Origin of the sequence: Roseococcus sp. SYP-B2431 (assembly GCF_004336745.1) — a bacterium.
GTDB lineage: Bacteria > Pseudomonadota > Alphaproteobacteria > Acetobacterales > Acetobacteraceae > Roseococcus.
Genome location: NZ_SJXD01000026.1, coordinates 212,691 through 237,145, shown reverse-complemented (window position 1 = coordinate 237,145; position 24,455 = coordinate 212,691). Strand labels below are relative to the sequence as shown.

Below are 24,455 nucleotides of genomic sequence, written 5' to 3'. Positions count from 1 at the left end.
CCGGGCGTGAAACGGTTGGGCGATGCCGGCCGCCGTGCGGCCGCGTTCGTGGTTGTGGCGCGAGACCCTTTCAGGTCATCCGGGCGTCAGGTGTCAGCGTCAGCCTGGCCCGGAAGCCCTTCCCGCCGGCGCCATCCTCCAGCGTCAGCGCGCCGTCATGCGCCCGTGCCGCCGCCGCGACCAGGGCGAGGCCGAGGCCGGTGCCCGGCGTCGACCGGCTGCGGTCCAGCCGGTGGAAGCGGCGCATCGCCGCCTCCCGCTCCCCGGCGGGGATGCCGGGCCCGTCGTCTTCCACCTCGATCACCGGCCCGGGGCGCAGCCGCAGAACGACCTGCGATCCGCCGTGATGGACGGCGTTCTCGATCAGGTTCACCACGGCCTGCCGCAGCAGCGCCGCATCGCCCCGCAGCGCGATGCCGGGCGCGATCTCGGTCCGCAGCGCCTTCCCCGCCTCCTCGGCCACGGGCGCGTAGATCTCCGCGCTGGTCTCCACGAGCGCGGAGAGGTCCACCGGCAGGAAGCCCTGCCGGAGCACCCCGCTCTCGGCCCGGGCGATCCGCAGGAGGGCGGAAAAGCTGGCGAGCACCGCGTCCAGCTCCGTCATGGCGCGCTCCAGCACCTCGGCATCGGCGGCGGGGTCGCGGGGGCCGGCCAGCGCGCCCTCCAGCAGCTGCCGCAGGCGGGAGAGGGGGCTGCGCAGGTCGTGCGCGATGTCGTCCGTCACCTGCCGCTGCGCGATCATGAGCGTCTCGATGCGGCCGAGCAGCGCGTTGAAGGTCTCGGTGAGCCGGTCGAACTCGTCGTCGCGGCCGCTGAGCGGCAGGCGGCGCATGAGGTCTCCGTCCATCACGTCGCGCGCGGCGTCCGAGGCGGAGGCCAGCCGGCGCTCCATCCGCCCCGCCGCGACGAAGCCGAGCAGCAGCGCCAGCAGCGCCGCCGCGCCGCCCGCGATCGGCGGCGTCCAGGCCAGGGCCGTCGCCGCCTGGTCCACGGGGGTGAGGTCGGCCGCGACCAGCAGCGTGCCCCCGCCGGGCAGCGATCCGCCGAGGACACGCAGGCTCGGCCGCTCCCCCGTGCCCGGCAGGTTGGCGAAGCCGCGGAGCGGCGGCGGCGGCTGGGGCAGGCGGCCGGCGATGACCCGGCCGTCGGGCGCGAGCAGCGCCACGAAGAGGGGGCCGCGCCGCCGCGCATAGGCCTCCACCGACAGGGCCAGCCCGCGGATTCCCGCCTCCTCGAATTCGCGCACGAAGCCCTCGGCCTCGGCGGCGATCGCGAGGTCGAGCTGCTGGCGCAGCGCCGCCTCGGCGCGCCACCAGCCCCAATAGGAGCCGAGCAGCGACAGCACGAGCATGACGGCGGCCGAGGCCGTCGCGGCCCGCAGCGCGAAGCTGGAGAGGTGCCTCATTCCTTCCGGTCGCCATAGGCGGCCGGAAGGAATGTTTTTTCCGCCCTCAGACGCCGGGCGGCGGCTCCGCCGCCTTGGCTTCGCCGCGCCAAGGGGGCACCCGGCGGGGCGGTCGGTTGGGCGGCGCCGGCCGCTGTGCGGCCGGATTCTGCTGACGAGTGACGATCCCTCTCCATCATCCCTCCGTCCCGGGGGCGGAGAGCGCGTAGCCCGCGCCGCGCACCGTGCGGATCATCGGCGGCTCGCCCGGCAGGTCGAGCTTGCGGCGCAGCCGGCTGACATGCACGTCCACCACATTCGTCGTGGGATCGAAGGAGAAATCCCAGACCTTCTCCAGCAGCATGGTCCGCGTGATGACTTCGCCCGGATGGCGCATCAGGAATTCCAGCAGCCGCCATTCCGTCGGCAGCAGGTCGAGCTTGCGCGCGCCGCGCGCGGCCGTGCGCTGCAGCAGGTCCATGCGCAAATCGCCCAGGCTCAGCACCGACTGCTCGGCCGGCGGCCCGGAAGGGCGGCGGGCCAGGGCCCGGATGCGCGCGCGCAGCTCGGCGAAGGCGAAGGGCTTTCCCAGATAATCGTCGGCGCCGGCCTCCAGGCCTTCCACCCGCTTCTCCACCTCGCCCAGCGCCGTCAGCATCAGCACCGGCGTGGCGATGCCGGCCAGGCGGATCGCGCGGATGATGGAGAGCCCGTCCGGTCCCGGCAGCATGCGGTCGGTCACGATCACGTCGAAGGGCTCGTTCATGGCGAGGAACATGCCGTCGCGGCCGTTATTGGCATGGTCCACGACGTGGCCTTCCTCGCGCAGGCCCTTGGCCACGTAGCCGGCGGTGGTCTCGTCGTCCTCGATGAGGAGGATGCGCATTTGGGTTCGTGCAGCCTGTTGGGCCGGCCAGCCTGCCACGGATCGCGCGACGGCGGGAGAGATGCGCCCGGCGCCGGGCCGGAGGTGCTATGAACCTGCATGTCCGTCCCCACCCCCACCGCGCCCGATGCCCCGTCCCCGGGACGGCCGCGCGACCTGCTCGCCGTCTCCCACGTCACCACCTACCGCTACGCGGTTCCCGTCGCGCTCGGCCCGCAGCGGCTGATGCTGCGCCCGCACGACAGCCACGACATGCGGCTGCTCTCCGCCTCGCTGACCCTCTCGCCGCCGGGAAAGCTGCGCTGGTTCCACGACGTCTTCGGCAACAGCATCGCCATGGCCGAGTTCGACGCGCCGACGCGGGAGCTGGTCATCCGCAGTGACCTCGTCGTCGAGCGCTTCGGCGACGAGCGGGCCCGCGATATCGCGGCCGAGATCACGCCCGAGGCGCGGAACTGGCCCTTCCTCTACTCGCCCGACGACCGCGCCGACCTCGGCACCATGATGATCGCGCAATATGCCGATCCCGGAGGCCGTGTCCTGCGCTGGGGACAGGGCTTCGTGGCCGCCTATCCGACGCCGACGTTGGGCCTGCTGCGCGACATCAACGCCAGCATCCAGGCCGGCTTCGCCTATCGCGCCCGCGAGGAGGCCGGCACCCAGACGCCCATCGAGACGCTGGATCGCGGCTCGGGCACCTGCCGCGACTTCGCCGTGCTGATGATCGAGACCTGCCGCGCCATGGGCCTGGGGGCGAGGCTCATCAGCGGCTATCTGCGCGTGCCGGAGGAGAGCGCGCTGCTCGGCGCCGGCTCCACCCATGCCTGGTGCGAGGTCTATCTCCCCGGCGCCGGCTGGATCGCCTTCGACCCGACCAACGGCCTCATGGGCAGCCGCGACCTGATCCGCGTGGCGACGGTGCGCGACATCCGCCAGGCCGCGCCCATCAGCGGCAGCTTCACCGGCCGGCCGGAGGATTTTCTGGGGATGGAGGTCTCGGTGGAGGTGCGGCGCATCGAGGCGGGCACGCTTCCGCCCTCGTAGGGCCTGGGCCTATCCTCCGGAAACGGAGGACGATTCCATGCACGATCCGCTCGACGCGGCCCACCTTCCCCCGGGCGTTCGCGCCCGCCTCCTGCGGCACGTGAACGGGCTCGACATGCACCTGCTCGAGGCCGGCGAGGCCGGGCGGCCGCTGTTGCTGCTGCTGCACGGCTTCCCCGAGCTCGCCTTCTCCTGGCGTCATGTCATGGTCCCGCTGGCCGAGGCCGGCTACCACGTCGTGGCACCCGACCAGCGCGGCTATGGCCGCACCACCGGCTGGACCGCCAGCTTCGACGGCGAGATCCAGAGCTTCGGACCGCTCAACTACGTCCGCGACGCGCTGGCCCTGGTGGCGGCCCTGGGCCACACGGAGGTCGCGAGCGTGATCGGCCACGACTTCGGCTCGCCCGTCGCGGGCAATTGCGCGATCTCGCGCCCCGACGTCTTCCGTTCCGTGGCCCTGATGAGCGCGCCCTATGGCGGCCCGCGCCCCTGGCCGAGGGGCGAGCAGCCGCAGCCCGAAGCCGCCGCGGGCCTGGCCTCGGGCGGGATGAACGAGGCGCTCGGCCGGCTCGATCCGCCGCGCAAGCACTACCAGTGGTATTATTCGACCCGCGAGGCCAACGAGAACATGTGGCACGCGCGGCAGGGCCTCGCGAACTTCATCCGCGCCTATTACCACCACAAGAGCGCCGACTGGGCGGCCAACACGCCCTTCCGCCTTTCGGCCTGGACCGCATCCGAGCTGGCGAGGATGCCGACCTACTACATCATGCCGGCCGGCCTCGGCATGGCGGAGACGGTGGCTGCCGAGATGCCCGGCGCGGCCGAGGTGGCCGCGAACGGCTGGCTGCCGGAGAAGGATCTCGCCGTCTATGCGATGGAATATGGCCGCACCGGGTTCCAGGGCGGGCTGCAATCCTACCGCTGCACGACGAGTGGGCTGGCCGCGGCCGAGATGCGGCTCTTCGCCGGCAGGCGCATCGAGGTGCCGTCCTGCTACATCGCCGGCGCCAGCGACTGGGGCGTGTACCAGAAGCCCGGCGATTTCGAGGCGATGCAGGCCACGGCCTGCGCGGATCTGCGCGGCGCCCATCTTGTGCCGGGGGCCGGCCACTGGGTGCAGCAGGAACAGCCGGAGGCGACCGTGGGGCTGCTGCTGGACTTCCTGCGCGGGCAGGGGGCGCCGCGGCGACGGGACGGGCGCTCGGACTGAGGGTCAGTCGCGCTCGATCGGCAGGGATTCGTCCCTGGCCCATTCGCTCATGGAGGCGTCGTAGACCGCCAGCTCGGAATGGCCGACCTGATGCAGGAGGAAGGCGTCCAGCGTCGCGGCGATGCCGCCGCCGCAATAGAGGATGATCCGCTTCGACCGGTCGGCGCCCACGGCAGCGAAGGCTCCGGCCACCTCCTCGGGCGGCCGGAAGGCGAAGGTCTCCGGATCCACCAGGGACCCAACCGGCACGTTGACGCTGCCGGGAATCCGGCCGGGCCGCCCATATCGCGGATTTTCGCCGCTATGCAGGTCCGGGGCGAGCGCGTTGATCGTGCAGCGTCCCGCGTCGCCGATGGCTGCCTTCACCTCCGCCTTGCCGACGAACAGCCCCGGGCGCGGCCGGGCGGCGAGGGCGGCCGGCGGGTAGTCCGCGCTGCCCGTCTCGGTCGGCCGCCCTTCGGCCTGCCATTTGTCGAAGCCGCCATCGAGCACCGCCGCCTCGTCGAAGCCGATGGCGCGCAGCATCCACCAGACGCGCGTGGCCCATTGCATGTTCTTGCGGGAATAGAGAACGACGCGCGTCCCGCTGCCGATGCCCTTCGCGGCGAGGCTCGCCGCCAGGGCCTCCGGCGCCGGCATGGTGAAGTTGAGCCCGCTCGACGGGTCGGAGAGCTCGGCCTGAAGGTCCAGGAAGGCCGAGCCCGGGATGCGCGCGGCCTCGTAGTCGCTGCGTCCGCTCTCCACGCGATAGGGCCGTCCGGTGCCCGTCTCGTAGAGCAGGTAGGTGGTGCAGTCGAAGAGGCGAAGCGACGGATCGCGAAGGTGCTCCTCGAGCCATTGCGTGCTGACGATGGCCTCGGGGTGGGCGTAGCGGGCGGTGGTCGACACGGACGAATCCTCCGGGAATGTTTCGCGGGAGCTTGGGCCGGTTCCGGCCGCTTGCAAGCTCGGGGTACGGCTTCGACCGCCTTCAGCTCCGGCCGACCAGCGCCGTCGGATCGAAGCGGCGCCCATCCTGCCAGCCGCTCTCCAGCGCATATCGCCAGGCCATCGGGCCGGGCCCGTCCCGCCCGATCATGACGGAACGCATCCGGTCGCTCCCTGGAGCGTTGCGGAGAATGCCGCGCCGCCTTTGTCCACCAGGAGGCAGCCGTCAAGAATTGGCGCGAATCCGCCCGGCGTGCTGCAACACCCGGGCAGTATGCTGTCGGCTCCGCCGCTTAGCGGGGATGGACGGCCAAGCGCCGCGGCTGAGGCGCCAGGAAGGGGACCGGCAGGTTGGAGCGCGAGATCGCAAACGTCATGAAGGCGAGCGGCCTCCGGAATTTCCGCTACGTGGCCTTTCCGCCGATCGTCTTCGATGCGGCGCAGCGCCCCGTCGAGGAGGCGCCGGCGATCCTGCCGGAGCCGGCGCCCGGCGAGCCCGAATGGGTGCTGGCCCCGGAGAACGAGCCGCCCGCCCCGCCGGCGCCGATGCCAGCCCTGCCGCCGCTCGCCCCGCATGCGGAGGTGCATGCGGCGCCGGTTCAGCCGGCGGCGCCCGTCATGGCCGCCGCCGCCCCACCGAACGCCCCGGCAAGCGCCCTGCCGCAGGCCGCGCCGGAGCCCATCCCGGACCCGCCGAGCTGGTCCCGGACGCCGCCTCCGGCCCGCCCTTCCGGCCTGCGGCTGCTCGCAGAGGCCGCCGCCGCGGCCGTGCCTCCGCCCCCGAAGCCGCCCGGGGCCCCGCGCCGCTTCGCCCTGCTCGACGAGATCTCCACCGAAATACGCCCGCGCCGTGCCCGCACCGGCCGCCGCGGGCCCGGGGACCTGCTGTGAGCGACGCATGCCGCTGATCGCCTTCGCCTCGCCCAAGGGGGGGGTCGGTAAAACCACCATCGCCGCCCATGTCGCCGCGATCCTGGCGCGGCGCGGCTACAAGGTGATCGCCCTCGACCTCGATCCGCAGAACGCGCTGCGGCTGCATCTCGGCGTCTCGATCCGCGAGGAGGGGCGCTTCCTGTCCAGCCTGCCGTCGCGCCCGCTCTGGCGGGACTGCGTGGTGGAGACCGAATCCGGCGTGCGGCTGCTGCCCTTCGGCCCGCAGGACCCGCTGGGCACGCTCGAGCTCGCCGTGGCCCTCACGCAGGAGCCCGCGCTCCTCGCCGACCCCGTGCGCGACATGCTGGCGACGCCCGACAACATCGTCATCGTGGACAGCCCTCCCGGGCCGAACGCCGCCCTGACCGCCGTCACCTCGATGCTCGACCTGCTGGTCCTCGTGCTGCTGGCCGATGGCGGCAGCGCGGCGATCATCCCGCAGATCGCCAGCAACCGCTTCCTCGGTCGCGGCACGCTGGCCAGCCGCTCGGCCGATCGCGCCGTGGTCGTACTCAACCAGGTGGACGACGCCGAGCCGCTCTCCGACGCCGTGGTCGAGATGGCGCAGGCGGCGCTCGGCAAGCGCCTGATCGGCGCCGTCTGCCGCGACCAGGCCCTCGCCGAGGCCCTGGCCGACAGGCGCATGCTGGTCGAGGGGGAGGAAGGGGCGGGCGAGGATTTCCAGCTCCTCGCCGACGCGATCGTGAAGCGCGTCAGGCTGCCGGGCGCCGATCCGCAGACCTATCAGGGCCTGTTCGAATGGAGGCAGCCTTGAGCGGCGCGCGCTTTTCCGAGTTCGTCCAGACCTTCCCCGGCCCGGTGCCGCGCGCCGCGAAGCTGAAGCGCCTCGGCGCCATGACGCTGGGATTGCTCGGCGCCTTCTTCTTCGTCACCACGCCCATGGCCGAGGAGGGGCAGGTCTGGCTGACCCTGGCGGGGATCGCGGCCTTCCTCGTCCTGAACCGCAGCGACTCCCGCAAAGCCGGGATGGTCCTCGTCGTGATGTCGGTGATGATCAGCTCGCGCTATCTCTTCTGGCGGGCGACGGAGACGCTGGAATTCGACTCCCTGCTGCAGACCGTGCTGGGCTCGGGGCTCTTCGGCGCCGAGCTCTTCGCCGGCATCCTGATGACGCTGTCCTATATCCAGACCTCCTACCCACTGGACCGCAAGCCGGTGCCGCTGCCGGCCGATCCCGAGACCTGGCCGACGGTGGACATCTACATCCCCAGCTACAACGAGAGCCTCGACCTCGTGCGGCCGACCGTGCTGGCGGCCATGAACATGGACTATCCGCGCGACAGGCTGAACGTCTGGATCCTCGACGACGGCCGCCGCCCCGAATTCCGCGACTTCGCCGAGGAGGCGGGCTGCGGCTACATCATCCGGCCGGACAACAAGGGCGCGAAGGCCGGCAACCTCAACCACGCGATGCGTCACACCGACGGCGAGTACATCGCGATCTTCGACTGCGACCACGCGCCGACGCGGGCCTTCCTGCAGCTGACCCTCGGCTGGCTGGAGCGCGACAAGCGCATCGCCATGGTGCAGACGCCGCACCATTTCTACTCGCCCGACCCCTTCGAGCGGAACCTGGCGCGCCAGCGCCTCGTGCCCAATGAAGGGCTGCTCTTCTACGGCGCCATCCAGCCCGGCTCGGACATGTGGAACGCCGCCTTCTTCTGCGGCTCCTGCGCGGTCATCCGCCGCGAGGCGCTGGAGGAGGTGGGCGGCGTGCCGCACGTCACCGTCACCGAGGACTGCCACTGCGCGCTGAAGATGCAGCAGAAGGGCTGGCACACGGCCTATCTCCGCATCCCGCTCGCGGCCGGGCTGGCCACCGAGCGCCTCGCGCTGCACATCGGCCAGCGGCTGCGCTGGGCGCGCGGCATGCTGCAGATCATGCGGACGGAGAACACGCTCTTCGCGCCGGGGCTGAAATGGGCGCAGCGCTTCTGCTACTTTATCGCGGGATTCGGCTTCCTCTTCGCCCTGCCGCGCGTGATCTTCCTCACCTCGCCGCTGGCCTTCCTTTTCCTCGGCGAAAGCGTGATCGCCGCGAGCCCGCTCGCCATCATCGCCTATGCGGGCAGCCACATGTTCCACGCCGTCGCCACGACCGCGCGGCTGAACGGCAAGCACCGCCACTCCTTCTGGTCGGAGATCTACGAAGCCTCGCTGGCGGTTCCCCTGCTGCCGGTGACGCTGCTGACGTTGTGGGACCCCTCCAAGGGCAAGTTCAACGTGACGGACAAGGGCGGCATCCTGGAGGCGGGCTATCTCGACTTCCGCGCCGTGCTGCCCAATCTGATCATGCTGGTGCTGCTGGGCGCGGGCTTCCTCATCGGGCTCTGGGGCAGCTTCACCAGCGAGTTCGGCACGATCGAGGGCAACGCCTATCTGCTGAACACCATCTGGGCCGGCATGTGCCTGATCCCGCTCTCCGCCAGCGTGGCCGTGGGCCGCGAGCGCGAGCAGTCCCGCGTGCGCGCCCGCGTCGAGGCCGACCTGCCGGCCAGCATCCGCCTGCCGGGCGGCGAGCTGCTGGCGGCGCACAGCGCCAACCTCTCGCTCTCCGGCGCGCGGCTTATCCTCGACCGCGCGCTCGGCGTCGCCGAGGGGGACCACGTCCAGGTCTGCTTCGAGACCGGCGGCGACACGGTTCAGCTCGAGGCCGAGGTGATCCGTTGGGATGGGCAGGAGGCCTATCTGCAATTCGTCATCGAGGACATCGCCGCCGAGGCCGCCGTGGTGCGCGCCTTCTTCGGCCGGCCTGACGCCTGGCTCTACTGGGACCATTGGCCCGAGGACAAACCGCTGCGCTCGCTTCTCAACGTCGTCCTCGCCACGGCCGATGCCGTGTTCCGCAAGTACCGCTTCGGCATTCTGCGGGCCGCCAAGCCCGTCGGCCCCGCCAAGCCGCAGGCGCCGCGCGTGTCCGACGTGGTCGCGCCGCGCCGGCCGGTCACCCGCGGGCGGCCGGTAGTGGAGACCGTGGCGGCCCTGTTGCTCGCGGCCGGCCTCGCCTTCGCCGCGCCGGCGGCCGCCCAGGGGCCGGCACAGCCGGCGGACCCGGCCCTGCCGACGGCGGCGGCGCTCGCCCCGGTCCCGGCCGCGTCCGATCCGGCGGCGCCCGACGCGCTACCGCCCGGGGCGCGGATCGTCACGCGGACGCTGCGCGAGCTCGGGCTCTCCGGCCCGATGCAGTTGCGCGGCATCTCCGACCTTCAGGGCGTGCTCTTCGGCCTGCGCGGCGACGAGGTGGTGACGCAGGCGCGCATGACGGTGGGAGGCGCGGCCTCGCCGCAGCTCATCCCGAACCTCAGCCAGATCGCCATCACGCTGAACGAGCAGGCCGTCGGCACCATTCCGATGGATTCCGCGCGCCAGACCTTCGGCCCGATGGAGTTCCCGCTTGACCCGCTCTTCTTCGCCGAGGTGAACCGGCTGAACTTCCGCTTCGCCGGCCGCTACACGACCGAGTGCAACGACCCGCTCTCCGGCCTGCTCTGGGCGACCATCTCCGACCTCTCCGCCGTGGAGATGCGCATCGAGCGCCTGCCGCCGCAGCGCGAGCTGGCGCGGCTGCCGGAGCCGCTCTTCGACCGGCGCATCCTCCAGGGCATCGTGACCCTGCCGATGATCCTGCCGGAGACGCTTGGGCCGGCCGGCCTGCGCGCGGCGGCCATCGCGGCCTCCTGGTTCGCCGTGCAGGCCGACTATCGCGGCGCGACCTTCCCGGTGTCCCGCGTGGCGCCCGAGCGGGGTGACGGCATCGTGGTGGCGGTGGGCGTGGATTCCGTGCCGGGCGTGTCCCTGCCGCGGATGGACGGGCCGACGCTGGCGCTGATCGCCAATCCGACCGACGCCTTCGGCACGCTGCTCGTCATCGGCGGCCGCAGCGAGGCCGAGGCGGTGGCCGCCGCGCAGTCGCTGGTCGCGGCCCGCGCGGCGCTCTCGGGCGAGGTGGCGCGCGTGGTGGCGCCCTCCATCCCCGGCCGCCAGCCCTATGACGCGCCGCGCTGGATCCGCACGGACCGGGCGGTGGAGCTGGGCAGCCTCGTCTCCGCGCAGGACCTCCAGTCGCAGGGCTATGCACCTGGCCCCGTCCGCGTCCCGCTGCGCACCGCGCCCGACATCCTGACCTGGCGCAACCGCGGCTTCCCGCTGACGCTCGCCTATCGCGCGCCGCCCGGCCCCGTGGTGGACGTCGCGACCTCGCGGCTGGATGCGGCGGTCTCGGGCGTCTACCTGCGCTCCTTCCGGCTGGCCGATCCCCCGCTGGTCCCGGCGCTGAGCGCGGCCTGGGACTGGGTCTCCGACCAGACGGGCGTCGGCACGGGCACCGAGATCCGCAGCGGCCGGGTGAGCATCCCGCCCTATCTCATCCTCGGCCGCGACGAGCTGCAGCTGCGCTTCGACATGCGGCCCATGGCGCGCGGCGACTGCGTGGCGGTGCCGGCCGACGTGCGGGCCGCGATCGAGCCCACCAGCACGGTGGACCTGCGGCGCGCGTATCGCCATGCGCGCCTGCCCAATCTCGGCTTCTTCGCCTCCTCGGGCTTCCCGTTCACGCGGATGGCCGACCTCTCCAACACGGCCGTGGTGGTGCCGGAGCGCGCCAATCCGGTGGAGCTGACCGCCTTCCTCGACCTCGTCGGCCAGCTGGCCGCGACCGTCGGCCTGGCCTCGACCGGCGTGCAGGTGGTGACGCCGGGCGGGCTGCAATCCGTCGCCGCGCGCGACCTGCTCGTCATCGGCACGATCGGGCGCAATCCGGCGCTCAACACGCTGCTGCGCGACACGCCGGTGCGAATCGAGGGCGACCGGCTCACCCTGGCCCTGCCGGATGCGCTGCAGGACGCGCGGGCGCTCTTCCTCGACGCGCCGAACGGCGCCGAGCGCGGCCGGGCCAGCGCCGCCGTCAACGAGAGCGGCGGGGAGGGGCTCGCCATGCTGCTGGGGGCCGAGAGCCCGCTGCAATCCGGCCGCTCCGTGGTGGCGCTGACCGGGGTGACGCCGGTCGCGATCGGCGGGCTCGTCGCCGCGCTGCGCGATCCGGTCCTCGCGCCGCGGATCCAGGGCGATGTCGCGCTGTTCTCGGGCGGCGTCATGCAGAGCTTCCGCACCCAGGCGCCCTATTCGGTCGGCCGGCTGCCCTGGTGGCTCTGGCCGCAGGTCTGGCTGGCCGAGCGGCCGGAGCGGGTCATGCTGCTGCTGCTGGCCTCCGCCGCGCTCATCGGCATTCCTTTCTTCTGGATGCTGCGCCGCCGCTCGCTTTCGCGGTTGCGAGGACGCACGCCTTCGTGAGATTCTTCCCGACGGGGGATTTTGTATGCGCGCCGTGCCTATGGCCCTGCTGCTCGGGGGAGCCGCACTGGGTTCCGCCGCCGCCCAGACGCAGACCGTCGCCGCCGATCCGGCCGCGACGGCTCAGGCGCCGGCGCGCGCCGTGGATGTCCTGATCCGGCAGGCCGAGCGCTGGCTGGCGCAGGACCGCCCGGATCTCGCCGCCGCCTCCATCGAGCGCGCGCTGGCCGCCGAGCCGCGCAACACCGCCGCGCTTGCGGTGGCCGCCCGCGTCGAGGCCGCCCGCAACAACCGCAGCGGCGCCGCCGCGATCGCCACGCGGCTGCGCGAGGCGGGCGCCACCGAGGAGCAGCGCGCGGTCGCTGAGAACGCGCTGCGCGGCGCCGCCATCGACCGCGCCGCGATCGAGGAGGCGCGCCGCCTCGCCCGCGAGGGCCAGGCCGAGGCGGCCGCCGCGCGCTACCGCCAGATCTTCGGCGCCCAGGGGCCGACTCCGGCCTTCGCGCAGGAATACTATTTGGCGCTGGCCGCCACCCAGGCCGGGGCCGAGGCCGGGCGCGCCGGCCTGGCGCGCCTCGCCCAGAGCCCGACGGCCACCCCCCGGGCGCGCTTCGCCTTCGCCCAGAACCAGACCTTCCAGCCCGCCACCCGGGCCGACGGCATCGCGCGGCTGCAGGCGCTAGCGGGCGATCCGGAGGTCGGTGCCGAGGCCCGCCGCGCCTGGCGCCAGGCGCTGATCTGGGGCGCCGCCGACCCGGCCAACGTCCCGCAGATCCAGGCCTATCTCCAGCGCGTGGGCGACGATCCGGAGCTGCGCCGCGCCATGGAGACGGCGCGCACCGCCGCCGTGGCCGCGCCGCCTGACCCTGGCGCGCGGCTCCGGCAGGAGGGCTTCGCCGCGCTCGAGACCGGCGGCGCGGCCGGTCTGCGTGAAAGCACCAGTCGCTTCGAGGCCGCCCTCGCCGCCAATCCGCGCGACGCTGACGCGCTCGGCGGCCTGGGCATCGTGCGCCTGCGCGAGGGCCGCGCCGCCGAGGCCCGGCAGCTCCTGGAGCGCGCCGTCGCCGCCGATCCCGCGCGCGCGCAGCAATGGCAGGGCGCGCTGGACGGCGCGAGCTACGGGCTGGAGCTCGCCGAGGCCCGCGCCGCGCTCCGCCGCAACGACATCGAGGGCGCCGACGCCGTCGCCCGCAGCGCCGCCCGCCGGCAGGTGGAGGACCGCACCGATGTCGAGGTGCTGCTCGGCCAGATCGCGCTGCGCCGGGGCGACGCCCCCGCCGCCGAGCAGCGCTTCCGCACCGCGCTCTCGCGCCGCCCTGGCTTCGCGCCGGCGCGCGACGGGCTGAACCAGGCGCTGCGGAGCCAGGGTCGCATTGCGGAGCTTCCTGCGGTGCAGCGTCCGCCGCGCATCGCCGGTGAGGCTGCGGAGTCGATCGGCGCCGGCGGTCAGCTCCGCTCCGAGGCGAACCGCTCGATGGATCCGGTGGTCGCCGAGGCGCTGCTGCGCCAGGCGCTCACCCAACAGCCCAACGACCCCTGGACGCGGCTCGACCTCGCCCGCGCCCTGCGCCGGCAGGGACGCGCCGCCGAGGGCCGCTCGGTCATGGAGGAGCAGGTTGCCCGCGATCCGCGCGCGGACAGCCTCTTCGCCGCCGCGCTCTTCGCCGACGAGGACAACCGGCTGGCCGATGCCGAATCCTATCTGAACCGAATCCCCCCGACATCACGCAGCCGCGACATGTCGCAGCTCCAGGCCCGCATCCGCACCCAGCGCGACGTGAGCCGCGCGGCCGCGATGATGGCCAGCAACCGCGCCGAGGCGCGCACGCAGCTGCTGACCATCGCCGCCCGGCCCGACCCTTCGGGCGCCACGGCCGCCGCCGTCATCCGCGCCTTCGGCGACGCGAACGAGCGCTTCGGCGCGGCCGAGGCCGCGCGCGTCGGCGAGGCCGCGAATCGCGGCGGCGCGCCGGTCCGCATCGCCATCGCCGGGGCGCTGCTCGGCGCCGGGCTCGAGGCCGAGGCGCTGGCGCTGGCCGACCAGGCGGATGCAGGCACGCTCACGCCCGAGCAGCGGCGCGATGTCGCCTCGCTGCGCGCGGGCATCGCCGTCCGCGCCTCGGACCGGCTCAACGACGAGGGCCGGCAGGCCCAGGCCTTCGAGCGGCTGCGCCCGGCCCTGGAGCGCGACCCGGGCAATGTCGACGCCAACCTCGCTTTGGCCCGCCTCTACCAGGGCGCGCGCGAGCCCGCCGAGGCGCTGCGCATCGCCGAGGGCGTGCTGGCCCGCAGCCCGCGCAACTTCGACGCGCGGCAGGGCGCGGTCAGCGCCGCCCTCGCGCTGCGCCAGCGCAGCAAGGCCGAGCAACTCCTGGCCGAGGGGCGCGAGTTCTTCCCGAACGACAGCCGCATCGCGCTGATGGAGGCGCGCATCGCCCGGGCCTTCGACCAGGACGACCGCGCCCGCCGCGCGCTGGAGACCGCCCAGGCGCAGCGTCAGGCCGAGATCGGCCGCGTCGCGGCGCTGCCCTCCGGCGTGACCACCACCACGCCGGGCGGTCTGCAGAACCCCTTCGTCCGGCCGGGGGCCGCCGTGCCGCTGCCCACCGTCGACGGGCGCATGGCCGTGGTCCAGCCGACGGACCGCATCGCCCGCGAGATCTCGCAGGAGCTGGCCTCGCTGGAGGCGGTCAATGCCGGCCGCGCCACGCTCACCGCCGGCCTGCGCCAGCGCTCGGGCACGCGCGGGCTGGACCGATTGCAGGAGATCTCCGGCACGGCCGAGGCCGAGGTCACGCCACCGGGCATCGGCGGCCGGCTGACCGCGACGGTGACGGGCTATTCGCTGGATTCCTCCAGCATCGCGACCGACCGCAACACCCTGCAGCGCTACGGCACCAATGCAGCGAGCGGCACGAGCGCCACGCCGCGCACCACCGCGGCGGGCGTGGGCCTCGGCGCCACCTACCGCCGCGGCGACGTCTTCCGCGCCGACATCGGCTCCTCGCCGCTCGGCTTCCCGACCACGACCATCCTGGGCGGGCTGGAGGTGGCGCCGCAGATCGGCGGCGTCCGGCTGCGGCTGACCGGCGAAAGGCGCTCCGTGACGGACAGCGTGCTGTCCTGGGCGGGGCTGCGCGACAGCGTGTCGGGCCGCAGCTGGGGCGCGGTGGTGCGCTCGGGCGGGCGCGCGCAGGTCGAGATTCCGGTCGGGCCGGGCTATGCCTATGTCGGCGGCGGATATTCGACCTTCGTCGGCCAGAACGTGGCCGACAACAACCGCGTGGAGGCCGGCGCCGGCTTCGCCTATCCGGTGATCGGCTCGATCACCGAGGGCCTGACCATCGGGACGGACCTCGTCTATTTCGGCTACGACCAGAACCAGCGCGCCTTCACCCTCGGCAACGGTGGCTATTTCAGCCCCCAGACCTTCACCTCGGTGAACGTGCCGGTGGATTATCGGGGGCGCTCGGGCGACTTCAGCTACCGGATGGGCGGCACGGTGGGCTACGCGGTGTTCCGCGAGTCGGCGGCGCCCCTCTACCCGAACGATCCGGGGCTGCAGCAGCAGGTGGTGGCCCGATCGCAGACCGATCCGACCGTGCTGACGAGCACGCCGGGGCAAAGCCGCCAGACCTTCGTGGGCAGCCTGCGTGGCGATGTCGACTACGCGGTCACGCCGCGGATCAACCTGGGCGCCATGTTCCGCTACGACAAATCGGCGGATTACGACGAGACGCGGGTTCTGCTGCGGCTGAACGGGCGATTCTGAACCTGACAATCGTTCGAGTGGGGATCTAAATATTTCCTCGGAATAGTATGTAATTGTGAGAGTAATTTATTTGCATGACACGCCTGAGTTGTATGGCGTTCGGCAAATGCCAGCGGTTAAGTGGCGCGCATGCGCGTCACTTGCGTGCTCGGCACGCGCCCCGAAGCGATCAAGCTGGCCCCCGTCATCCTGGCGCTGCGCGCAAGGGGCATGACCTGCGATGTGGTCTCGACCGGCCAGCATCGCGACCTCCTGCGCCAGGCGCTCGGCGGCTTCGGGTTGAAGCCGGACCATGACCTCGCGCTCATGCGGCCGGACCAAACGCTCACCCACCTGACGGCGGGCGCCCTGGAGCGGCTCGCGCCGCTCCTGCCCAGCCTCCGCCCCGACTGGCTGCTGGTGCAGGGCGACACGACCACGGCCTTTGCCGGCGCGCTGGCCGGGTTCTACGCCGGCGTGCGCGTCGGCCATGTGGAGGCCGGGCTGCGCAGCTGGAACCCGCTGGCGCCCTGGCCGGAGGAGGTGAACCGCAGCCTCGTCGCCCGCCTCGCCACGCGGCATTTCGCGCCTACGCCGCTGGCAGCGAAGAACCTGCGGAACGAGGGCATCGCGCCGCGGGCGATCGCCGTCACGGGCAATACGGGCATCGACGCGCTGCTGGTGGTGGCGGCGCGCGTGGAACGCGATCCGGCGCTGGCCGCGCGCTTCGGCTTCCTCGATCCGGCGCGGAAGCTGATCCTCGTCACCGGCCATCGCCGCGAGAATTTTTCGGGCGGGCTCGGCCGGATCGCCCGGGCGGTCGCGGTCCTGGCCGCGCGGCCGGAGGTCGAGGTCGTCTTCGCCCTGCACCTCAACCCGCGCGCCGAGGGGCCGGCGCGGGCCGCGCTGGGACACCTGCCGAACGTGCACCTGCTGCCGCCGCAGGATCATGCGGGCTTCGTCTGGCTGATGCGACGGGCGCATCTGGTGGTGACCGACAGCGGCGGCGTGCAGGAGGAGGCGCCGAGCCTCGGGCGGCCGGTCCTCGTTACCCGCAACGAGAGCGACCGTCCGGAGGCGATCACGGCCGGCACGGCGCGGCTCGTGGGCACCGACGGCGCGACGCTGCTCCGCGAGGCCGGCCGTCTCCTGGACGACGAGGGCGCCTGGCGCGCCATGGCGCGGGCGGAGAATCCCTATGGTGATGGGCGGGCCGCGCCACGCATCGTGGAGGCGCTGCTGGCCGAGGGCGGGCGGGAGCCGGCGATCACCTTGCCGCTGGCGGTCCGGACACCGGCGCCGAGAACGGCCGCACGGTCGGTGCCGGTGCAGCCCATGCTGCGGGAACTGTCGATCCGCGTGCCGGAGTCTTAAGCGGCCCTTTCCAACTCACCGGCCGCAAAGCGGCCGGCGCCGCCACTCCACTTCCCGGCCCGGTGCCGCCGGTCGTGCGGCGAAGCCAAGCGCGCGGGGCGCGCGCCCGGTGTCTGAGGGCACATCAAACCGTGAACTGCTCCGAGATGATGCGCTCGGACAGGTTCCGGTCCGGATCGAACAGCATGGTCATCGTAATGCTGCGGTCCTCGCGCACCTCCACGCGGCGAACGTCGCGCACCTCGGTGTAGTCCGCCGTGGCCGAGACGGGGCGCTTCTCCGCCTCCAGCACCTCGAAGACCACCCGCGCCGTCGAGGGCAGCAGCGCTCCGCGCCAGCGCCGCGGCCGGAAGGCCGAGATCGGCGTCAGCGGCAGCAGGTTTGCGTCGAGCGGCACGATCGGGCCATGCGCCGAAAGGTTGTAGGCCGTGCTGCCCGCGGGGGTCGCGACGATGATGCCGTCGCAGATGAGCTCCGGCAGGCGCTCCTTGCCGTCGACGAGGATGCGCAGCTTGGCCGTCTGGCGGGTCTGCCGCAACAGCGAGACCTCGTTGACGGCGAGGCTGGCGTGGGTCTTCCCGTCCATCGAATGAGCGCGCATGCGCAGCGGGTGCAGCTGCGCGGCCTGGGCGGCGGCGAGGCGGGCGGGCAGATCCTCCTCGCGGTACTCGTTCATCAGGAAGCCGACGCTGCCGCGATTCATGCCGTAGATCTGCGCATTGCGGCCGAGGAAGCGGTGCTGCGTCTCCAGCATCATGCCGTCGCCGCCGAGGGCCACGATGAAATGGGCCTCGCCGGGCTGCGCCTCGCCATACATGGCGACGAGCCGGTCGCGGGCCGTCTGCGCGACCTCGGTGGCCGCGGCCAGGAAGGCGATGCGGGGCGCGTCGCTCAAGCGAGCCGGCGGTGCTCGAGCACCGGCATGTCGCGGCGGACGCGCGCGGTGACGGCGGGGTCGATGCGGGCGGTGCACCAGCCGGTGCCGTCGCTCGCCTTGGCGACGACATGCCCCCAGGGATCGGCGATGAGCGAATGGCCATAGACCTGCCGCATCGCGCCGCGCTCCTCGTAGGCGCCGTGCGAGGCGGCGGCGGCGATCCAGCATTGCGTCTCGATGGCGCGGGCGCGCAGCAGGACCTCCCAATGGTCCTTGCCGGTCATCAGGGTGAAGTTGGACGGCACGAAGATGACATCGGCGCCCGCGCGGCGCAGGGCCAGGTACTGTTCGGGGAAGCGCATGTCGTAGCAGATGGTGCAGCCCAGGGTGACGTCGCCGGCGCGGAAGGTGACGATCTCGCTGCCGCCGCCATAGAGGGCGCTTTCGCGGTAGCCGGTGCCGTCCGGGCCGGTGATGTCGAAGAGGTGGATCTTGCGGTACCGCGCGATCTCGGCGCCCATCGGGTCGAAGACGACGGTGGTGTTGAAGAACTTTTCCGGCCCCTGCTCGATGATGGAACCGCCGTGAACGTGGATGCGTGCCTTGCGCGCGATGTCGCGCAGCATCTCGTAGGCCGGGCCGCCCGGCTCATTCGAACCCACCGGCGGCAGCACCTCCGCCGCATTGGCCCGCGCCTCGCGGCCGCCGCCGAGATTGGTCCAGGTCTCGGGCAGGGTGACGAGATGCGGCCGATCGGCGTCCAGCGCGGCCTCGATCAGGCGGCGCGCCTGGTCGAGATTGGCTGGCTTGTCGCTGCCCTGGTTCATCTGGATGGCGGAGATGCGCATGGACGCCATCAAGCCACAGAACCCGGTTCGCACAAAGCGGCGCCTCAGGCATGGCGGCAGCCCCACGGCATGGCCATGGTGCCGGGCACGCCGAGGGCCACGCGCGCCAGGTGCAGATAGCCCGCTTCTCGACGAGCGCGCGGCTCGCGGCCCGGCAGGAAGGCGAGCATCGCGATAAGGATCGCAGCGAAGCCGCGCTTGCAGGAGGGCTTCCCTTGGATGGGCCGCGCGCGATCCTCGAGCAGGCGTCGCGCGGGCTGTTCGCGATGGTGACGTAGAGGGCGGCGCGGCGAAGAGGGAGGCTGCGATCAGCCCAGGCAGCATCTACCGCTTGGGCCAGGAAATCTTCGGCTCGGCTCGCCCGCCCGGATAGATCGCCGGATGCGGCTCGGACGGCGGGGAGGGGTCGGACCGCGCGGGGGGCGTGGGCAGGTCGATCCCGGCATCGCCGCGCCAGTCGGGCCGCCGCGCCTCGGGCATGCGGGCCGCGAAGACGCGCAACTCGGCGCGGATCTCGTCCAGCTGCGCCTCGATATTGTCCAGCCGGCCCTTCACCCCGAAGACCGAGAAGGGCATCACCACGAGGCAGAACGCCAGCAGCAGCAGCACCAGCAGCGCCACGAGGCCGGTCCATTCCGGCAGGCCGGGCAAGGTGAGGCGGGTCGCGAGATCCTGCAGCATCAGCCCCCCGTCACGCTCATGTGACGAGCGACCGCGGGGGCCTTGTGGCGGCGGTCGATGATGAAGTCGTGGCCCTTGGGCTTGCGCGTGATGGCCTCCAGGATGGCGGTCTTCAGCCCGTCCTCGCCGAGCGCCTCGTCGCGGAGCGGGACGCGGAGATCGGCGTCGTCGTCCTGGCCGAGGCACATGTAGAGCTTGCCGGTGCAGGTGATCCGCACCCGGTTGCAGCTCTCGCAGAAGTTGTGGGTCATCGGCGTGATGAAGCCGAGGCGCGTGCCTGTCTCGACGACGTCGTAGTAGCGGGCGGGGCCGCCGGTCACGTAGTCGGTGGAGTTCAGCGTCCAGCGCTCCTTCAGCTTGGCGCGGACGAGGCTGAGCGGCAGGAACTGCTCCGTGCGGTCCTCGCCGGTCTCGCCGAGTGGCATGGTCTCGATGAGGCAGAGGTCGAAGCCGTGCTCGCCGCACCAGGCGAGCATGCGGTCGAACTCGCCCTCGTTCACGCCGCGCAGCGCGACGGCGTTGATCTTCACATGCAGCCCGGCGGATTTGGCGGCGAAGATGCCCGATAGCACCTTGTCGAGATCGCCCCAGCGTGTCGCTGCGCGAAAGGTGCCGGGGTCCAGCGTGTCGACCGAGACGTTGACGCGGCGGATTCCGGCGGCGGCGAGATCGTCCGCATGCCGGGCGAGTTGTGTGCCGTTGGTGGTCAGCGTCAGTTCATCGAGGCCATGGCCCAGCCGCGCGCCGAGGCTGCGGACGAGCGAAATGACGTTCCGGCGCACCAGCGGCTCGCCGCCCGTGAGGCGGATCTTGCGCACGCCAAGGTCGATGAAGGCGCCGCAGAGGCGATCCAGCTCCTCCAGGCTCAGCACCTCGGCCTTCGGCAGGAACGTCATGTCCTCGGCCATGCAGTAGACGCAGCGAAGGTCGCACCGATCCGTGACGGAGACGCGGAGATAGGAGATGTCGCGACCGAACGGATCGATCATGGAAGCTGGAGCCCCGGAATCTCGTGACATCGTCATTTGGGGCGGGCGGGGCCGCGGTTGCAACCCCCGCCGAGGTTTACGCCGCGGCCATGCGCTGGTCCGGCGACCGCGTCATCCAGTTCAGCGTGCTGGCGAAGATGCCCACCACGATCATCACCGGCCAGAAGGCATTGTAATTGCCCACCGTCTCCATCAGCAGCGCGCCCGATCCGGCACCCAGGAAGCCGCCGATCTGGTGGCTGAAGAAGCAGACGCCGTAGAGCGCGCCCAGATTGGCCACGCCGAAGCGCCGCGCGATGGCGGCCGAGGTCAGCGGCACCGTGCCCAGCCAGACGAAGCCCATCACGGCGGCGAAGACGATCGTCCCCCATTCGGTGGGCGTGGTATAGGCGAAGATGGCGATGGCGATGGTGCGCACCAGGTAGATCCAGCCCAGCCCGTTCTCCGGCCGGATGCGCGAGGAGAGCCAGCCGCAGAGCCAGGAGCCGGGGATGTTGAACAGCCCCACCATCATGAGCGCCGTCATGCCGATGCTGGCCGGCAGGCCGCAGAGGGCGATGTGCGAGGGCAGGTGCGTCGTGAGGAAGGCCAACTGGAAGCCGCAGGCGAAAAAGCCGCCGGTGAGCAGGGCGAAGTCGCGGTCGGCCAGGGCGTTGCGGGCGAGGCCGGGCAGGCCGCGCAGGCCGGCGGCGGGCGGGCCGATCCGTGGTGTCGGCTTCCACTCGATGTTCCGGGCGATCGGGATGATGAGAAGGGCCGAGAGCGCGAGCATGGCCATGGCGCCCGTGGCGCCGATCCAGCCGATCGCGTGGAACACCAGCGGCACCATGGCCGCCTGGCCGAGGCTGCCGCCCGCGCTCGCGATGCCGATATACTCGCCGCGCTTGGCCGCCGGCGCCATCCGGCCAATGGCGGCGAGGGCGAGGCCCGTGCCCGCGCTGGCGACGCCCAGGCCGGAGAACAGCCCGATGCCCAGGAGCACGGTCGCATTGGAGGGAAAGAGGGCCGGCAGGCCGCAGCCGATCACATAGAAGACGGCGCCGGCCGCCATCACGCGGCCGGAACCGTATTTGTCGGCCATCGCGCCGCTGAAGGGCTGGGCCAGCCCCCAGACGAGGTTGTGCAGCGCCACTGCAAGGCCGAAGGCCCAGGGCGCAACGCCATTCTCGGAGGCGAGTGGAAGAAGCAGCAGGCCGAAGGTCTGGCGGATGCCCATGCCGAGGCTCGATGTCGCCGAGGCCGCGATCAGCGCGATCAGCAGCACGGTCTTGGCGGAACGAGCGGAGGCTTCGGCGCTTTGCATCCCCGAAGCAGACCGGAGGCCTCCTTGCTGCACAAGCGAATGGAACGCCGGGGCCGTCATGCGTCTGCTGCAACGCAGTCCGTCAGCCCAGCCCTGCGGAGGAGCAAGCCGGGCCGCAGGGGTCGAAGCGCGGGTGCGCGCCCCGGCCGCCGGAGATCAGGCCGCGCGCCGGACCTCGGCGCGGTCGTTGGCCGGCCTCGGGACCGAAGCATGGGCGGCCGCCGGGATGCCGCTGCGGAAGAGGCCGATATCAGCCAGTTCCCGGTCGGTGAGGCCGCTCAGCTGCTCGATCGTCTCGCGGCGGGCGCGCATGGCGGCCAGGGCGTCGCGCAGGCCGCGGAAAAAGCCACTGAGGCGGGCGGCGAGGGCCGCGTCGCGGGCGCGGCGCGCCTCGTCGATGATCCGGGCGATCTCGTCGGCCTTGTCGTTGCGCGGGGCTAAGGGCATCAGCAGCGCGGCTTCGGCTGAGATGATGCGGGCGTTCATGATAGCGGTTCCGTCTTGGCGGGCAGCCACCTGCCCTGCGACGGGGTATGTAGGACGTGAAACTGTGGAAAACTTGCGCGAAGCCTGGATTTCAGATGCGCTCTGCAAGCATGACAAATTGTGAAATGCTGCATTTTTGACGGATCGAGGATCATGCCGCCAGACCATTCCGCCCGCCTTACCGCCCTTCGCTCCATCCTAGCCGCGGCGGGGGTGGATGGCTTTCTGGTGCCACGCTCGGACGAGCATCTCGGCGAATACGTGCCGCCCTCGGGCGAGCGCCTCGCATGGCTCACCGGGTTCACGGGCAGCGCCGGCATGGCTGCGATCCTGGCGGACCAGGCGGCGATCTTCACCGACGGGCGCTACACCACCCAGGTCCAGGCCGAGACCGACGGCGGCCTCTTCGAACGCCGCCACGTCACCGAGGATCCCCCGGAAGGCTGGCTGCGCGCCCAGGCCCAGGGCCGCCGCATCGGCTACGATCCCTGGCTGCACAGCGAGGTCGCGCTGAAGCGGTTCACCGGCGTGCAGCTCGTGCCGCTCAGCCCCAATCCGATCGACGCCATCTGGCGCGACCGCCCCGCGCCGCCCGTGGCTGCCGTGGTGCCGCACCCGCTCGAACACGCCGGCGCCACCGCCGAGGCGAAGCGCGAGGCCGCCGCCGCCGAACTGCGCAGATCGGGCGAGGCGGCGGCGGTCCTGGCGGATGCGCATTCCGTCGCCTGGCTGCTGAACATCCGTGGCGCCGACCTCGCCCATACGCCAATGGCGCTGGCCACGGCGCTGCTGCGCGCCGACGGCTCGGTCCGCATGTTCCTGAATGCGCCGGAGCGCGTCTCCGCCGAGACCCGCGCCTGGCTCGGCAACCGGGTGGCGGTCGAGCCTCGCTCGCAAATTCCGGCCGCGCTGCAGGAGCTTTCCCGCCAGACCGTGCGGATCGACCCCGACCTCACCCCCGCCTGGTTCGCCGCCACCCTGCGCGCGGCCGGCGCGACCGTGACCGCGGGCGAGGACCCCTGCCGCCTGCCCCGGGCCACGAAGAACCCGACCGAGCAGCAGGGCGCCCGCAATGCCCATGCGCGCGATGCCGTGGCCGTGGCGCGCTTCCTCGCCTGGTTCGCGGCCGAGGCGCCGATGGGCGGGCTGACCGAGATGTCGGCCGCCGAGCGGCTCCTCGCCTTCCGGCGCGAGGTGCCGGGCTTCACGGGGGAAAGCTTTCCCGCGATCTCCGGCGCCGGCGAGAACGGCGCCATCGTCCACTACCGCGTCACCGAGGCCACCGACCGGCCCATCGCCGCCGACGAGTGCTACCTCATCGACAGCGGCGGCCAGTTCCCCGACGGCACCACGGACATCACCCGCACCCTCTGGAGCGGCCCGGGCCCGGCGCCGGCCGGGCTGCGGGCGCGCTACACGGCGGTGCTGCGCGGCCATGTCGCGCTCGGCACGCTGCGCTTTCCCGAGGGGGTGGCGGGGCCGCACCTGGACGCCGTCGCGCGACGGCCGCTCTGGGAGGCCGGGCTGGACTACGATCACGGCACCGGCCACGGCGTGGGAAGCTTCCTCTCGGTGCATGAGGGGCCGGTGGCTTTAAGCCGGGCGGCGAAGGTGGTGCCGATCCGGGCGGGCATGATCCTGTCGGACGAGCCCGGCTACTACCTGCCGGGCCAGTACGGCATCCGCATCGAGAACCTTCTGCTGGCCCGCCCCGCCGAGCCGCAGCCCGACCAGGTCCGTCCCTTCCTGGAATTCGAGACGCTGACGCTGGCGCCCTATGCCCGGGCTCTGATCGAGCCGGCGCTGCTGACGCCCGCCGAACTGCGCTGGATCGACGCCTATCAGGCGCGGGTGCTGGAGGAGGTCGGGCCGCATCTGGACGAGGCGGCCCGGGCGTGGCTCGCGGCGGAATGCGCGCCGCTGGAGGCGTGATCAGCCGCCCCTGACGGTCAGCTTGACGTCCACATTGCCGCGCGTGGCGTGGCTATAGGGGCAGATCTTCTCATGCGCTTCCTTCGCCAGCGCCTCGAGCTCGGCCTGCGGGAGGGAAGGGTCCTCGACGGTCAGTTCCACGGCGAGGCCGAAGCCGCCGGCCTCACGCGGGCCGATCGAGACCGCCGTCGAGACCTTGGCCTTGGAGGCGTCCTTCTTGTGCTGCTTGCCCACGAAGTCGATCGCGCCGCCGAAGCAGGCGGAGTAGCCCGCCGCGAAGAGGTGCTCGGGCGTGGCCGTGCCTTCCTTGCCGGGGCCGCCCATCGCCTTGGGCACCGAGAGGTCCACCGAGACCAGCCCGTCATCGGACTGGGTGTGGCCGTTGCGGCCGCCGGTCGCGAAGGCATGGGCGGTGTAGAGCGGGTTGATCTTATCCACCATGGGTCGGTCTCCTTGCCGTGCTAGCCCTGAGGGCCGATCGGACATGGGGACGAGTCGGGCGGCGCCCAGGGGC

At 72.3% G+C, this 24,455-nt stretch carries 19 protein-coding genes; 9 read left to right on the top strand and 10 right to left on the bottom strand.

All coding sequences use genetic code 11. The features are described from left to right. Nucleotides 1-70: 70 nt before the first annotated feature. Both EJV46_RS15545 and EJV46_RS15540 read right to left on the bottom strand, forming a co-directional pair. Nucleotides 71-1,405, bottom strand: a complete 1,335-nt coding sequence (locus EJV46_RS15545; protein WP_131549605.1) for a HAMP domain-containing sensor histidine kinase — start codon at nt 1,403-1,405, stop codon at nt 71-73. Between the two features lie 175 nt (nt 1,406-1,580). Further along, on the bottom strand, nt 1,581-2,270 hold the full coding sequence (locus EJV46_RS15540) for a response regulator transcription factor (RefSeq protein ID WP_131549604.1): 690 nt from the start codon (nt 2,268-2,270) through the stop codon (nt 1,581-1,583). 99 nt (nt 2,271-2,369) lie between these two features. Between EJV46_RS15540 and EJV46_RS15535 the strand changes: the two genes are divergently transcribed. Both EJV46_RS15535 and EJV46_RS15530 read left to right on the top strand, forming a co-directional pair. Continuing rightward, a complete protein-coding gene (locus EJV46_RS15535) occupies nt 2,370-3,314 on the top strand; it encodes a transglutaminase family protein (protein ID WP_131549603.1) in 945 nt (314 codons plus the stop codon). Between the two features lie 37 nt (nt 3,315-3,351). Continuing rightward, the gene (locus EJV46_RS15530; RefSeq protein WP_131549602.1) at nt 3,352-4,530 is read left to right on the top strand and encodes an alpha/beta hydrolase; all 1,179 of its coding nucleotides are present in this window, start codon (nt 3,352-3,354) and stop codon (nt 4,528-4,530) included. A 3-nt stretch (nt 4,531-4,533) separates the two neighbouring features. Here the strand turns inward: EJV46_RS15530 and EJV46_RS15525 are convergent, their stop codons facing one another. Beyond that, a complete protein-coding gene (locus tag EJV46_RS15525) occupies nt 4,534-5,418 on the bottom strand; it encodes a sulfurtransferase (RefSeq protein ID WP_206020833.1) in 885 nt (294 codons plus the stop codon). A gap of 414 nt (nt 5,419-5,832) precedes the next feature. Here EJV46_RS15525 and EJV46_RS15520 point away from each other — a divergent pair, with 414 nt between their 5' ends. The 5 genes from EJV46_RS15520 (at nt 5,833) to wecB (ending at nt 16,825) form a co-directional block, all read left to right on the top strand. After that, nucleotides 5,833-6,348 carry a hypothetical protein gene (locus tag EJV46_RS15520; protein ID WP_165585568.1) on the top strand — a complete coding sequence of 172 codons (516 nt, stop codon included), beginning with the start codon at nt 5,833-5,835 and terminating at the stop codon, nt 6,346-6,348. A gap of 7 nt (nt 6,349-6,355) precedes the next feature. Beyond that, the gene (locus EJV46_RS15515; protein WP_131549599.1) at nt 6,356-7,165 is read left to right on the top strand and encodes a ParA family protein; all 810 of its coding nucleotides are present in this window, start codon (nt 6,356-6,358) and stop codon (nt 7,163-7,165) included. Then, nucleotides 7,162-11,700: a UDP-forming cellulose synthase catalytic subunit gene (gene bcsA / locus EJV46_RS15510; RefSeq protein WP_165585567.1), complete on the top strand. Its 4,539-nt coding sequence runs from the start codon at nt 7,162-7,164 to the stop codon at nt 11,698-11,700. The genes EJV46_RS15515 and bcsA overlap by 4 nt, the downstream gene beginning before the upstream one ends. 25 nt (nt 11,701-11,725) lie before the next feature. Continuing rightward, the gene (locus tag EJV46_RS15505; RefSeq protein ID WP_131549597.1) at nt 11,726-15,472 is read left to right on the top strand and encodes a cellulose biosynthesis protein BcsC; all 3,747 of its coding nucleotides are present in this window, start codon (nt 11,726-11,728) and stop codon (nt 15,470-15,472) included. 129 nt (nt 15,473-15,601) lie between these two features. Next, nucleotides 15,602-16,825: a non-hydrolyzing UDP-N-acetylglucosamine 2-epimerase gene (wecB, locus tag EJV46_RS15500; protein WP_131549596.1), complete on the top strand. Its 1,224-nt coding sequence runs from the start codon at nt 15,602-15,604 to the stop codon at nt 16,823-16,825. 124 nt (nt 16,826-16,949) lie between these two features. On the opposite strand, the gene EJV46_RS15495 is transcribed toward wecB, so the two are convergent. Both EJV46_RS15495 and EJV46_RS23075 read right to left on the bottom strand, forming a co-directional pair. Next, entirely contained in the window at nt 16,950-17,720 is a 771-nt protein-coding gene (locus tag EJV46_RS15495; protein ID WP_206020832.1) for an NAD kinase, read from the bottom strand. After that, the gene (locus EJV46_RS23075; protein ID WP_206020831.1) at nt 17,717-18,550 is read right to left on the bottom strand and encodes a carbon-nitrogen hydrolase family protein; all 834 of its coding nucleotides are present in this window, start codon (nt 18,548-18,550) and stop codon (nt 17,717-17,719) included. Before EJV46_RS23075 ends, EJV46_RS15495 begins: the two co-directional genes overlap by 4 nt. Before the next feature lie 50 nt (nt 18,551-18,600). Here EJV46_RS23075 and EJV46_RS22885 point away from each other — a divergent pair, with 50 nt between their 5' ends. Next, the gene (locus EJV46_RS22885) at nt 18,601-18,828 is read left to right on the top strand and encodes a hypothetical protein (protein ID WP_165585566.1); all 228 of its coding nucleotides are present in this window, start codon (nt 18,601-18,603) and stop codon (nt 18,826-18,828) included. Nucleotides 18,829-18,874: 46 nt separating this feature from the next. Here EJV46_RS22885 and EJV46_RS15490 read toward each other — a convergent pair whose 3' ends face one another. The 4 genes from EJV46_RS15490 to EJV46_RS15475 all read right to left on the bottom strand — a co-directional run bounded on the left by EJV46_RS15490 (nt 18,875) and on the right by EJV46_RS15475 (nt 22,009). Further along, nucleotides 18,875-19,231, bottom strand: coding sequence for a hypothetical protein (locus tag EJV46_RS15490; RefSeq protein ID WP_131549594.1), 357 nt, complete (start codon nt 19,229-19,231; stop codon nt 18,875-18,877). Further along, a complete protein-coding gene (gene moaA, locus EJV46_RS15485) occupies nt 19,231-20,220 on the bottom strand; it encodes a GTP 3',8-cyclase MoaA (protein WP_240782582.1) in 990 nt (329 codons plus the stop codon). Before moaA ends, EJV46_RS15490 begins: the two co-directional genes overlap by 1 nt. 76 nt (nt 20,221-20,296) lie before the next feature. Further along, nucleotides 20,297-21,523 carry an MFS transporter gene (locus EJV46_RS15480; protein ID WP_165585565.1) on the bottom strand — a complete coding sequence of 409 codons (1,227 nt, stop codon included), beginning with the start codon at nt 21,521-21,523 and terminating at the stop codon, nt 20,297-20,299. A 156-nt stretch (nt 21,524-21,679) separates the two neighbouring features. Beyond that, nucleotides 21,680-22,009, bottom strand: coding sequence for a DUF1127 domain-containing protein (locus EJV46_RS15475; protein ID WP_165585564.1), 330 nt, complete (start codon nt 22,007-22,009; stop codon nt 21,680-21,682). 153 nt (nt 22,010-22,162) lie between these two features. Here EJV46_RS15475 and EJV46_RS15470 point away from each other — a divergent pair, with 153 nt between their 5' ends. Continuing rightward, nucleotides 22,163-23,941, top strand: a complete 1,779-nt coding sequence (locus EJV46_RS15470; protein ID WP_131549590.1) for an aminopeptidase P family protein — start codon at nt 22,163-22,165, stop codon at nt 23,939-23,941. Here EJV46_RS15470 and EJV46_RS15465 read toward each other — a convergent pair whose 3' ends face one another. Beyond that, on the bottom strand, nt 23,942-24,382 hold the full coding sequence (locus tag EJV46_RS15465) for an organic hydroperoxide resistance protein (protein ID WP_131549589.1): 441 nt from the start codon (nt 24,380-24,382) through the stop codon (nt 23,942-23,944). It lies immediately after the preceding gene. Nucleotides 24,383-24,455 lie beyond the last annotated feature (73 nt).